Raw genomic sequence first — 13,216 nt, 5'->3', positions numbered from 1 at the left:
GCCGGATGATCGGGGCCGCCCGCCGCGGGCTGGTGTTGCTGCTGGTCGCCGCGATGTTGACGTCCTGCAATTGGCGGGGCATCGCCGACGTGCCGCTGCCGGTCGGCCACGGCACCGGGGCCGATCACATGACGATCTACGTGCAGATGCCGGACACGCTGGCGTTGAACACCAACAGCCGCGTCAGGGTCGCCGACGTGTGGGTCGGCACGGTGCGGGCCATCACTTTGAAGAATTGGATCGCCACGCTGAGGCTGGATCTCGATCCGGGCGTGCAGCTCCCGGCGAATGCGACCGCGAAGATCGGCCAGACCAGCCTGCTGGGCACCCAGCACATCGAGCTGGCCGCGCCGAAAAACCCATCCGCGCAACGCCTGAAGAGCGGCGACACGATCCCGCTGAAGGATTCCTCGGCCTATCCCACCGTCGAGCGGACGCTGGCCAGCGTCGCGGTGATCCTCAATGGCGGTGGCATCGCGAACCTCGACGCGATCCAGACCGAGGTCGTCAACATCCTCGATGGTCACGCCGAGCAGATTCGCGAATTCCTCGGGCGGCTGGACACTTTCATCTCCGAATTGAGCCGCCAACGCGATGACCTCACCGGTGCGATCGATTCGAGCAACGAACTCCTGACCATCTTCGCGAACCGCAAGGACACGCTGGACCGGGTGCTGACCGACATCCCGCCGCTGATCCAGCATTTCGCCGATACCCGAGAACTGTTCGCCGACGCCACCGAATCCCTGGGTCGGTTCAGCAGCGCCGCCAACCGGGCGCTGGCCGATACCCGGCCCAATCTCTACCGGAGCCTGCTCTCGCTGCAACGACCGTTGGGCCAACTCGTCCCGGCCTCCCCGTTCGTGGCCGGTGCGCTGAAATTGGGCCTTACCGCGCCGTTCAACATCGACGACGTCAACCAGGTGATCCGCGGCGACTACGTCAACGTCTCCGCCGCGCTCGACCTGACACTGTCCACCATCGACAACACGATTCTCACCGGTACCGGACTTTCGGGCGCACTGCGCGCGCTCGAGCAGTCGTGGGGCCGGGATCCGAACACCATGATCCCGGATGTCCGCTACACGCCGAACCCGAACGACGCCCCGGGCGGGCCGCTGGTGGAAAGGGGTGAGTGAAAGATGTTGCCCCGCATGATCAAAACGCAGCTGGTGCTGCTGACGGCGGTGGCGGTGGCCGCGGTGGTGGTCCTTGGCTGGTACTACCTGCGGATACCGAGCCTGGTCGGCGTCGGTCGTTACACCCTGTACGCCCAGTTGCCGCAGTCCGGGGGCCTGTATCGAACGGCCAACGTCACCTACCGGGGAATCACCATCGGCAAGGTCACCGGTGTCGAGCCGACCGAGCGCGGCGCTCGCGCGACGATGAGCATCGAGGACGGCTATCAGATACCGGCCGACGCGTCGGCGAATGTGCATTCGGTCTCGGCGGTGGGCGAGCAGTACCTCGACCTGGTGTCGACCGCCAACCGCGGCCCGTATCTGGCGGATGGCCAGACGATCACCAGGAGCACGGTGCCCAGCCAGATCGGTCCCGCCCTGGATGCCGCCAACCGTGGATTGGTGGTGCTGCCCAAAGACAAGGTCGCCTCGCTGCTCTACGAGGCGTCGCAGGCCGTGGGCGGGCTGGGGCCGTCGCTTCGGCGCCTGGTGGACGCCACCCAGGCGATCGCGCACGACTTCCGCGGCAGTATCGGCGACGTCGACGACATCATCGGACGTTCGGCGCCCATCATCGACAGCCAGGCCGAATCCGCTGACACGATTGGGCGTTGGGCCGCCAACCTGAACACCTTGGCCGCGCAGACCGCGCAGCAGGATCGGTCGGTGCGCAGCATTCTGGCCAACGCGGCGCCGACGGCCGCGCAGGTGAACGCCACCTTCGGCGGCGTGCGGGATTCGTTGCCGCAGACGCTGGCCAATCTCGAGGTCGTGATCGACATGCTCAAGCGCTATCACAACGGCGTCGAGCAGGCGCTGGTGTTCCTGCCGCAGTCGGGGGCGATCGCCCAGTCGGTGACCGCGCAATCGCCGGGGCAGGCCGCGCTAGGTGTCGGCGCGGTATCGCTCAACCAGCCACCGCCGTGCCTGACCGGTTTCCTGCCGGCGTCGCAGTGGCGCGCGCCGGCGGATACCAGCACCGCGCCGCTGCCGGCCGGCACCTACTGCAAGATCCCGATGGATGCGACGAATGTCGTTCGCGGAGCTCGCAATTACCCGTGCGTGGATGTGCCGGACAAGCGGGCCGCGACCCCGCGGGAGTGCCGCAGCACCGAACCCTACGTGCCGGCCGGCACCAACCCCTGGTACGGCGACCCCGATCAGATACTGACCTGCCCGGCACCGAGCGCGCGCTGTGACCAGCCCGTGAAACCGGGCCTGGTGATCCCGGCACCGTCGGTCGACAACGGCCTCAACCCGCTGCCCGCCGACCGGTTGCCGGGTACTCCACCGCCGATCAGCGACCCACTGCAGCGTCCGGGATCGGGCGCCGTGCTGTGCAACGGGCAGCAGCCCAACCCGTGCACCTACACCCCGAGCGCGCCGCCCGCGGCACTCTACGACGTGCGCAGCGGCTTGGTCGTGGGTCCCGACGGTGTGGTGTATTCGGTTGCGAATTCGGCCACCATCGGTGACGAGGGCTGGAAGAAGATGCTGGGGCCGGCGGGCTGACAAGGGCGGACGGTCGGTCGGCTGTGCGGGTAAAGCTACCGCCCCCGATGTCCACGACGCGGTAATCAGCGGGTGGTAGGAACGAATTCCTTGATACCCCAACGGCCCCGGTAACCGGGCTAGTTGTTGGTCGGTGGCGGTTGGGGTTGGAAGGGTTCGTACCACCACCAGTCGGCCCGCTCACCGGTAGGCCCCGGGCAGGGCGCCACCGCGGGCGGGGGCTGAGTCGGTGGGCGTGCCAGCGATCCCGGACTCAGCAATCGCCCAGAGCTGTCGGTGACAGACAGAGCGTCGGCGGGTCCGGTGATGGTGATGACGCCGCGATGGTGCAGCCGGTGATGAAAAGGGCATAACAGCACCAGGTTGGCCAATTCCGTGGGGCCGCCTTCTTCCCAGTGTCGGATGTGATGGGCGTGCAGACCACGGGTGGCGCCACAGCCAGGCACCGCGCACATGCGGTCGCGATGCTCCAGCGCGCGGCGAAGCCGCCGGTTGACCAGCCGGGTCGCCCGGCCCGCGCCAACAACCTCGCCGTGACGTTCGAACCACACTTCACACGTGGCATCACACGTCAGGTAACGGCGTTCGGCGTCGGTGAGCAACGGGCCCAAATGTAGTGCCGCAGTGCGCTGCTCGACGTCGACGTGCACCACCACGGTGGTGTGCTGCCCGTGTGGCCGGCGGGCCGCCTCGGCGTCCCAACCAGCTTCGACCAGGCGCATGAACGCCTCGGCGGTGCTGGGCAATGGGGGCCGCTGACCTGAAGCGCCATGGGAATTGCCGTGATCGTGCTTCCACTGGGCGATCAGCGCATCACGATGAGACGCCAAGGCGGCGTCGAACTTCGCGGCGTCATGGTGGCCAAGTGTGATCCGGTAGCAGCTACCGTGCTCGTTGGTGGTCGTGGTGATCGAGCGTTCGGGCTCGGGCCGGGGTTCGGGTTCGGGTCGCGGTTCCAGCTTCACCGCGGTGCGCAGCTGAGTGACCGTGGCGCAGCGCGCCAGCTGCGCGTAGTGCTCATCGGATCCCTTACCGGCGCGCGTCGCGATAACGCCGACCTGGTCCAGCGACAGCCGGCCGTCTCGCATGCCTTCAGCGCAGCGCGGGAGCTCCTCCAGCCGGCTCGCGATCGCGGTGATCGTGTGCGCGTTTGCCGGCGAGCAGCCGGTCTTCCACGCCACCAGCGCCGGCACCGACCGCGCGCCGGTGACGCCGCAGAGCTCGTCGCGGTCGATCTCGGCCACGATCTCCACGATGCGCCCATCGATCGCATTGCGCTGGCCGCTCAACTCCGCCAGCTCCTCGAACAGCACCTCAAGGCGCTCGCTGGGGCGCACGGCGCCAGCGGATGCGGTCGAAGACATGGTGTCATCATCGCAGCCACCTACGACAAATCTGTGCCGCCCGATCCGGCTTCCGAATTCGCCTCTGGCGCACCGTCGTCCTCGTCGCGATGCGCGTGCCCACGCCATTTCCGGTAGCCACGATGCGCGGCGAACGCGCCGACGATCGCGCTGACGCACCACACCGCTATCGCCGCGTAGGCCAAGGGCGAGGACCGGTTCCCGATCGAGGCGCCCAGCGCGGTGTAGGCGAACGCGCGCGGGGCCGAGCCGATGAACGCGCCAATGGCCATCTGCCACACCGGAACTCCGAACGCCCCGAACGCGTACGAGGCCAGCGCATCCGAGATGCCGGGGACGAAGCGCTGCCCGACGACCGCCCACAGGCCGCCGCGTCCGATCAGGGCGTCCATGCGATCGGCTCGCGCCGCGCCCAGCAATGCGCGTGCGCTGTCGCGGCCGGCGCGCCGGCCGACGAAACTCGCGACGATCGCGGTGCCCACCGTCGCGCCCAGCGTCACGAAGACGCCGAGCACCGGACCGAACAGCAACCCACTGCCCGCGGCCAGTATCGAGCCCGGCACGAACAACGCGCCCACCACCGCCGAGACCACCACGTAGGTCAGGGGCGCCGCCGGCCCGGTCGCCGACACGACGCGGCGGATCTCGTCGATGTTGATCACCCGCGCGACGGCCACCAGATAGAAGACCGCGCCCAGGAACGCGGCGAACGCCGCGAGCCGCGCGATGTGAGCCCGCCGCGATGCCGGTTCCGCGGCCGGCCGCGATGCGGGTTCCACAGCGTCGTCGTCCATGGGCGCCGTCACCTGAATGCCCGCAGCCGCTGCCGCAGCCCGGTGGCCCGCACCGCGCGGCGCTCGATCGCCGCGCGCACCGACGCCTCGGGGCCCACCACCCGCACCTTGGTCTTCGCCCGGGTCACCGCCGTGTAAAACAACTCCCGCGTCAGCAACCGCGAATCCTCCGGCGGTATCAACACCGTCACCTCATCCGCCTGGCTGCCCTGGCTCTTGTGGATGGTCATGGCGTGCATCGTCTCCACCTCGCCGAGGCGGCTGGTCGCGAAGTCCAGCGGTCCGGTGGCCCCGGCGACGACCGCGCGCAGGCCGTCCGCACCCGCCACAGTCACGCCGGTGTCGCCGTTGTACAGGCGCAGCCCGTAGTCGTTGGCCGTCACCAGCAGGGGGCGCCCGGCGTACCACTGCGACCAGGTAGGCTGGCCCGTCGCTTCGCCAATCCACTTCTGCATCAGTGTGTTCCAGTGCGCCGCGCCGTATGGTCCCTCGCGGTGCGCGCACAACAGCCGGTGCTCGTCGAGTGTGGCCAGCGCCTCGGCAACCGCGCCCAGCAGGGCGGCCGAGCGCAGCCGCAACGCGTGGGCGACCAGCACCTCGCGCAGCCGCTCGGCCGGGCGCTCGGAATCCACCCACTCGATGTGTTCGCCGCCGGCCGTCAGCAACCGCACGACGCGGTCCGCGTCGCCGACCCGGATCGCCTCGGCCAGGGCGCCGATCGACGTGCCGAACCGGTGCGGCGTGCGCAGGGCCGCCACCCGCACGTCGTCGCGGGCGGCCAGCCCGTCCACCAGGTCGGCCAGCACCGCGCCCGCTTCCACCGACGCCAGCTGGTCGGGGTCACCGACCAGGATCAGCCGGGTGTCCGGCCGCACGGCTTCGGCCAGCCGCGCCATCATGGTCAGCGACACCATCGACGTCTCGTCGACCACGATGACGTCATGCGGCAGCCGATTGCCGCGATTGTGCTTGAACCGCACCGACGTATCCGGCCGGGGACCGAGCAGGCGGTGCAGCGTGGTTCCCGACAGCCCCGTCAGGCGGGCCCTGTCCACCGCGGTGAGCTCCTCGCTTCCCGCGGCCACAGCCTCGGCCAGCCGGGCGGCCGCCTTGCCGGTCGGCGCGGCCAACGCGATCCGCGGCCGCGGCAGACCCACGCGCTCCGCCTGTTCGACCAGCAGGGCGAGCAGGCGGGCGACCGTGGTGGTCTTGCCGGTGCCGGGGCCGCCGGTCAGCACGGTGAGCGCCTGCGCCACCGCGACCTCGGCGGCGGCCCGCTGTTCTTCGTAGCCGGACGGGAAAAGCCGTTCGTAGCTGGATGATTCGACGGTTACCGGGGCCGCCGACAGGGCCAGCAGGTCGGCGCAGACCTGCTCTTCCTCGAGCCAGTACCGGTCGAAGTAGAGCAGGTCGCCCAGCAGCCGCAGCACCGGTGGCGTCCTAAGCAGGGCGCTGGCCCGCACCGCCGCCATCCAGTCGTCGGCGTCCGGCCAGGGCAGCTCGTCATCCGCGCCGGCCTGGGCGGGCAGAGCGCGCAGGTCGACGCAGACCGAGCCGCCCCGCAGCGCGCGTACCGCCAGGGCGACCGCCAGTGCCACCCGCTCATCGGTTTCGCCGGTGAGCGAGGTAAGCCGTTGCGCCACATGGACATCAGCGGGCTCGAACACACCGGCATCGCTGAATGCGCGCAGCAGTCCGGTCGCGGACATGACTTCCACGGTCACGCGGCCACGCCCCGGGCGTCGAGCAGGTCCGACAGGGCCGCGATCAGCGCCCAAGGCGGCCGCCAACCGAAGACGCCCGCCGGGTGGCCGTCGAGCACCGGGGTCTGCGCGCCGCACATGCCCCGCAGGAACAGGTACAGCACGCCGCCGAGGTGCCGGCTCGGGTCGTAGTCGGGTAACCGCCACCGCAAAAACCGATGCAGCACCGCGCAATACAGCAACGCCTGCAGCGGATAGTCCGAGTGCAGCATCGCCTCGGCCATCCGTGACCGGTCGTAGTCGGCGGCGGTCAGCGGGCGTTCCGGGTCGCCGAGCCGGTTGGTCTTGTAGTCCACCACCACGAAGCGATGTCCCGCGCCGTCGGGAACGCGCAGCACGGCGTCGATCGAGCCGGTGAGGTAGCCGCGCAGCGACTGATGGCCGAGCCCGCGCTCGGCCAGCCGGTCGGCATACGAGGCCAGCACGTCATCGGCCGGCAGGTGCTCGCGCAACAGCGGCGCCAGGTCGGCGAGCCGAACATCCGGCGCCGTCGAACGGCGATCACCGCCGGCCAGGGGGATCTCGAAATCCAGCTCGCGCAACCGGTCTGACAATCCGATCTGGCGCAGCGTCATGCCGCCCGTCAACGGGCCCAGCGGCGTGTCATGCATCGGCACCATCGCCGCGGCCAGTTCCTCCGGTGTGGCGGCGACCGGCCACCACGCCGCGTGCGCCCGGATCTGCGTCTGCAGCTCGGCGGCCAGGTCCGGGGCGAACGGGTCGGCGGTCTCCAGCACGGCGTGCACCAGCGTGCCGAACGTGGCCCCGGCCGGCAGGTCCGCCATCGGCGAGGGCACGTCCGGCCCGGATGCCGGGGACACCAACGGAATGTCGCCGGCTTCGTCGTCGAGTTCGCCCATTTCGGGTTCGCTGCTCACCCCGCTGGTCTGCGCCGCCCGGATCAGGCCGGAGTAGGAGGTGCGCCGCCAGCCGGTGTCGATGCCGCGATGGAAGTGGCGATTCTCCAGGCGTCCGGGCACCGGCCCGGCGGGCAGCGACGGGGCCGGGGCCACCAGCGACTCCTCGATGACCGGCCCGCCGGCCGCCTCCCACTCGCGCAGCCGGTCCATGGCGTCGTCGTCGGAGATCTTGGCGGGCTCGCATCGGTCCGGCACCACCGGCTCGCCGGGCCGGCGGCCGCGCAGCAGCCGCGACAGGCCGCCATTGGGTTCGTAGTACGCCGGTGACCACCACGCCACCACCTGGGCCTGCGCCCTGGTCAGTGCGACGTAGGTCAGCCGGCTGTCGTCGCTGGCGTCCTCCTTACGCCCAAGCCGCTCAACGGCTTTGAAGTCGGGGCTGTCCTTGCCGCCGACGTGCAGGCAGCGCGTGCCGTCCTCGTCGTGGAACAACACCACATCGCTGTCCTGGGTGTTGCGGTTGAACGCGAACGGCAGATACACGATCGGGTACTGCAGCCCCTTGCTGACGAACACGGTCATGATCTGCACGGCCGCGGCGTCGCTGTCCAGCCTGCGGTTGCGCTCGGGCGCGCCGCTGCGCTCGTCACGCTGCCGGCGCAGCCAATCGCGCAGCGCGGGCAGGCTGTAGTGCTCGCGGTGCGCGACATCCTGCAGCAGCTGGGTGACGTGCGCCAGGTCGGTCATGTGCCGCTCACCGCCCTGCCAGGCGAGCACGCGGTTGCCCATGCCCGTCAATTGGGCGGCCTCGAAGATGGCCGCCACGCCGCGCTCGCGGGCATGACCGGCCCACTCCCGCAAGGTCTTCGCGATCCGGTCCGTGAGCGCGTCGCCGCCGGCCGCCAGCGTTTCGGCGGTCTCGCCGAAGAACATCGTCGCCGCGGCCGCCCGCACCATCCCGGGCCGGTGCGGCTGATCGAAGGCCTCCAGCAGGCACAGCCAATCCTCGGCGGCCTCGGAGGTGAACACGTCCGAGTTGCCGGTGTAGACCGCGGGCACGCCCGCGGCGCAGAGCGCCTTGAAGCACGCGTGCGCGTCGCGGTGCTTCTCCACGATCACGGCGATATCCCGGGCCTGCAGCGGTCTCCCGGCGAACGTGGCACCGCTGGCCAGCAGCGCGCGGATGTCCGACGCGAGGTCGGCGCCGATGTGCTCGCGCACCTGGTCGATCGGCAGGTTCTGAACACCGCGGCGGCCCAGCGTCTTCCGTGCGACCACGCGCAGCCGGAACGGCTCGTTGTGCGGCGCGCCGGCGAGGCGATGACCGCGGTGATGCGCGTCGACGTCGTTCACCACGATCGCCGGGTCACCGAGTTGGGCGCCGCGCAGCACCACCTGCAGCCGCTGCAGCAGCGCGGAGTCGCTGCGCCAGTTGGTGTCCAGCGTCCTGCGCGCACCTGCCGTCTCGGCCGCTCGCAGGTAGGTCACGATGTCGCCGCCGCGGAACGCGTAGATCGCCTGCTTCGGATCGCCGATGAGAATGACGGTGGAGCGCCCGCTGAAGGCGCGGTCGATCACCTGCCATTGCACCGGGTCGGTGTCCTGGAACTCGTCGACCATCACGATCGGCCAGCGTTGATGCATGCGCACCCGGGCGGGGGAGTCGTCGGTGGCCAGCGCGTCGGCCAGCCGGATCAGCAGGTCGTCGTAGCCGAGTACCCCGAGCCGGCGCTTGCGCGTATCCAGCTCGGCCAGAACATCATTGGCGAACCTGACGCTGGCGGCCGCGCGCGAGTCGGGATCCGGGTCGAGCGGGCGCAGCTGGGTCGATGGATTCTTGACGACCTCGCGCGCGAGCCGCAGCGCTTCGCGGTAGTGCAGCGGCGGGTCGTCGCGCTCCTGGCCGAAGTGGGCCAGGTACAGGTCGTCGACGATCTCGGTCACCAGGTCGTCGAGGCTGTCCAGTAGCGTCACGCCGGCCGCGGTGTCCCCGGCGACGCCGAGCGAGCGCAGCACCAGCTGGCAGAACTGGTGGGTGGTGGCGATCGTCGCCGCATCGAAGCCGGCCAGTGCGTCGCGGAGGCGCTGCAGGCGCGCCGCGCGCTGTTCGTCGGTGCCGTCCAACAGGTAGGCCACCACCTGGTTGTCGCCCACGGTCGACGGATCTGCGAAAGCCTTTACGGCGTCTACGATTTGGCAGCGCACGCGTTCGCGCAGCTCCTGGCTGGCGGCCCGGCCGAACGTGATGAGCAGCATCTGGTCCAGCGTCGCGGCTCCGTCGGCGATGTACCGCGTGACGAGCCCGGCCAACGCGAAGGTCTTGCCGGTGCCCGCGCTGGCCTCCAGCACGGTGGTGGAGCGTGCGGCCGGCAGCGCACCCAACAGGTCGAAGCGCTCCATCAGATCGGCTTCCGCTCGGCGCGCAGCATCGGCAGCCAGACCCGCGCGGCGTAGGCGCCGAGCCGGTTGTCCTCGCCGTCGCACTCCTCGCCCGGCCGCACCGGCTGCATCAGCTCGTCCAGCGGCGCGCCCTTGCCCCACGCCCGGGCGTGCGCCGGGGCCTGGTCCTCGCCCGGGAAGCGGTCGCTGGATTTCCATCGGTACCGCGCCTCGGCCACCGGGTCCTCGCCCTCGTAGCGGGCGGCGGCCCAGGCATAGGACGTCTTGATGGGCAACGGAATCGGCTCACGCCGTCCGGCGTCGTAGATCGCCACCAGCTCGCGCAGCAACTCGATGGCGTGCTCACCGTCGCGCGGCGGACCCAGCCCCTCGGTGCGGGTGCCGGCGCCCCGGCGCATGCGGCCGATGCACACCGCGGCCCAGTCCCGGCCGGGGTCGTGAGCGACCAACGCCAGCAACGGGATCCACGATTCGAGCAGATGCTTGCCGTCCAGCCGCGAATACGTCACCGACACCAGGCGGTCGTCGTACACCGGCGACACCGTGCCGGTGAGGCGCCGCCCAGCACCGAGATCGACGTCGACGTCATGGGCGGACGCACCGAGCGGGCGGTCCCCGCGCATATGGCGAAGCGCCTCGCTCGCCAGCAGGGCGGCCTGGTCGCGGATCTCGGTGACCTTGCGCCAGCCCAGTTGACCCGGTGGCAGCGTGCCGCGTCGCCACTCGGCCTGCCGCGCGTCGTCGGGGGTCATCCCGCGCAGGATGTCGCCCAGCATCCGGTCGCCGACGGTCCACTCCTCGAGGCCGTCGATGTCGACGGGCATGGCGTCCTGCACGCCGTCGACGTCGTAGGGCAGCGTGAATTCCAATGCGCGGAAGAAGCCCTTCACCGGGTCTTTGAAGAAGCCGACCAGGTCGGCGAGGATGACGTCGCCGGCCGGCGGTGGCGGTAGCGGTGCCGAGATGAATTTCGGCTGTTCGCCGTGGTCGCCGGTGGTTGCGCGCGCCGCGCGCAGCACCGTGGGGTCGAAACTGAACGGCACGTCCGGGACGAGGCCGCCGGGAATGACGTTGCGAATGTCGAACGGCTGCAACGGATGTTCTACGACGATGCGGTCACGCACCTTCGTCACGGTGGTGACGTCGAGCGTGTCCAGCAGTTCGGCCAGCGGCACCGCCGGCGGGCGCGGCTGCCCCGAATACTCGTTGGCACCGGTGTAGGTGATCACCAGCTTCTCGGTGGCCGCGCCGATCGCGTCGAGCAGCAATTGCCGGTCCTCGGAACGGATGTCGCGTTCCCCGGTCATCGGGCACCGGGCCAGCGCGTCGTCACCGTCGACGATGCCGAGGCGCGGGAACAGCCCGTCGTCCAGGCCGATCAGGCACACCACCCGGTGCGGCACCGAGCGCATCGGCACCATGGTGCACACCGTCAGGGTGCCGGTGCGGAAGTTGGCCCGCGTCGGACGACCGGCGAGGCGCTGGCTGAGCAGCGCGCGAATGTCGGCCAGCCGCAACGCGATGTCGCCCCGGGACCCGGCCTGACCCAGCGTCTGCGCGAACTCGCGCTGCACCTGACCGGTCTGCCATTCGTCCGCATCGCGGACCCGCGTCAGCAGCGCGATGCCCTCGGTTAGCGCGGCCAGCCATTCGGTCAGCGGCCTGGTGCCGGTGAGCGAGTCGAGGGTGTGCTGCAGCCGTGCGACGAATTCGGCGAACTGGCCGGCCAATTGGACGCGGTTGCTGCTGACGTCGTCGAGCGGCAGCGTCGCGTCTATCCACGCGTTCGAATCGTCGGACATCGCGACGCCGGCCAGTATCCGGTCGATGCCGAAACGCCATGTGTTGTGCACGAAGTCGACGCGATAGGGCCGCCGATGCTGCTGATCCAGCCCCCACCGGATGTTCGCCTGCCGGACCCAGCGGGTGATGGCCTCGAGGTCGTCATCGGTGAACCCGAACCGGGCGCGCACCGGCGCGGCCTGGGCCAGGTTGAGCACCTCGCTGGCCGTCACCCGGCCGGCCGCCAGGGTCAGCAGTTGCGCGGCCACCCCCAGCAGCGGGTTGGTCTGGATCGGCGAGCGGTCCGCCAGCCGCACTCGCAGCTGATGGGCGGGATGGGCGCCGTGCACCACGTCGCCCAGGCCGAAGTCGGCCATGATCAGCGGCGCGTAGGTCTCGATGTCCGGGCACATCACCAGGATGTCGCGCGGTTCGAGCGTCGGGTCGTCCTGCAACAACCCGAGCAACACCTCGCGCAGCACGTCGACCTGGCGGGCCGGGCCGTGGCAGTTGTGGATCTGCACCGATCGGTCGCCGGCCGCGATCGTGCGGCCAAGTGGGCGAACGGCATTGGCGGCGATGTCGGACTGCAACCAGCCGAGCAGCGTGTCCGGGCGAGCGGCACCGGCCAGATAGTCGTCGGTCGCGGGATCCGCCGGCAGGCCGCGTTGCAGTTCGCGCAGGTCTCGCCCCAGCGTCGCGAGCAGCGGATGCGAGACCGCGCGATGGCTGACGTCGTCGCGCCGGGGGATCGCGCCGTGGGTGCCGGCCAGCGCGCGCCACAGCACCTCGCTCGGGTGCGGTAGCCACAGATGCAGGTCGTGGTGGGTGGCCACCGCCTCCAGCAGCTCGATATCGGTGCGGGTCAACCGGGTGTGCCCGAACAACGACAGCCGCGGTGGCAGGTCGCTGGGCGCCTCCCGCAGCCGCTCGATGGTCTTGGCGTGGCGGACATGCGGCGGGTCGGCGGCGACCCGCGCGACCAGCGCCCGCCACAGCTCGGGCTGCCAGCGCAGGTCCTCGTCGAGAGCACCGGGGTCGCCGTTGGCCCAGTCGACGAGCAGCTGCGGGCGCTGCCGCGCGTAGGAGTCGAACAGTCCGGCCAGCCGGCGCGCCACCTCGTATCGGCGGCCCTGCCGCAGCTCGGCCTCCGCCCCGGTGTGGAAGTGGCCCACGTGCATGGCCAGCGCGTGGCACCAAGGCTCGTCCAGCGAGCAGTCGATCGCCTCCAGCAGGGGCCAGGCCAGGGCGTCCGGTGACCATGGATCGTTGTCGGCGGTGCCGGTGATCTCGGCGATCAGCGAGCCCGGGCTGCGAAACGCCACCCCGGCGCACACTCCGTCGCCGCCGCGCGCACCGAGCACGTGCGACAACCGCTGGCTGAGCCAGCGTTCCACGCCGCGCGCCGGGACCACGACGAGTTCGGTGGCGAACGGGTCGGTCAGCGGGTTGGCCAGTAGGGCGCCGAGACCGTCGGCCAACAGATCGGTGCGCTCGGCACGGTGCAGATGAAGCGGCATTGCGCTGTCACGATAAACCCGAACACCGACGCGGGTGGGC

At 70.5% G+C, this 13,216-nt stretch carries 7 protein-coding genes; 2 read left to right on the top strand and 5 right to left on the bottom strand.

Features of this window, described 5'->3' with window-relative positions:
* Nucleotides 1-5 precede the first annotated feature (5 nt).
* Complete coding sequence (locus A5708_RS18440) at nt 6-1,139, top strand: virulence factor Mce family protein (protein WP_155766074.1); 1,134 nt, start codon at nt 6-8, stop codon at nt 1,137-1,139.
* Nucleotides 1,140-1,142: 3 nt separating this feature from the next.
* Nucleotides 1,143-2,693 (top strand): MCE family protein, encoded by a 1,551-nt coding sequence (locus A5708_RS18435; RefSeq protein WP_065029988.1) that lies wholly within the window; start codon nt 1,143-1,145, stop codon nt 2,691-2,693.
* A gap of 119 nt (nt 2,694-2,812) precedes the next feature.
* On the opposite strand, the gene A5708_RS18430 is transcribed toward A5708_RS18435, so the two are convergent.
* Genes A5708_RS18430 through recC form a run of 5 tightly spaced genes read right to left on the bottom strand, consistent with a single transcriptional unit; the run spans nt 2,813 to nt 13,176 of the window.
* Nucleotides 2,813-4,057 carry an HNH endonuclease signature motif containing protein gene (locus A5708_RS18430; RefSeq protein WP_065029987.1) on the bottom strand — a complete coding sequence of 415 codons (1,245 nt, stop codon included), beginning with the start codon at nt 4,055-4,057 and terminating at the stop codon, nt 2,813-2,815.
* Between the two features lie 20 nt (nt 4,058-4,077).
* A complete protein-coding gene (locus A5708_RS18425; RefSeq protein WP_065029986.1) occupies nt 4,078-4,851 on the bottom strand; it encodes a TVP38/TMEM64 family protein in 774 nt (257 codons plus the stop codon).
* A gap of 8 nt (nt 4,852-4,859) precedes the next feature.
* Nucleotides 4,860-6,560: an exodeoxyribonuclease V subunit alpha gene (gene recD, locus A5708_RS18420; RefSeq protein ID WP_065030070.1), complete on the bottom strand. Its 1,701-nt coding sequence runs from the start codon at nt 6,558-6,560 to the stop codon at nt 4,860-4,862.
* A gap of 11 nt (nt 6,561-6,571) precedes the next feature.
* Entirely contained in the window at nt 6,572-9,874 is a 3,303-nt protein-coding gene (gene recB / locus A5708_RS18415) for an exodeoxyribonuclease V subunit beta (protein ID WP_065029985.1), read from the bottom strand.
* Nucleotides 9,874-13,176 (bottom strand): exodeoxyribonuclease V subunit gamma, encoded by a 3,303-nt coding sequence (recC, locus tag A5708_RS18410; RefSeq protein WP_065029984.1) that lies wholly within the window; start codon nt 13,174-13,176, stop codon nt 9,874-9,876. Before recC ends, recB begins: the two co-directional genes overlap by 1 nt.
* Nucleotides 13,177-13,216 lie beyond the last annotated feature (40 nt).

Origin of the sequence: Mycobacterium colombiense (assembly GCF_001672755.1) — a bacterium.
In the GTDB taxonomy this organism is placed as follows: domain Bacteria; phylum Actinomycetota; class Actinomycetes; order Mycobacteriales; family Mycobacteriaceae; genus Mycobacterium; species Mycobacterium colombiense_C.
This window is presented reverse-complemented; position numbering and strand designations above follow the sequence as displayed.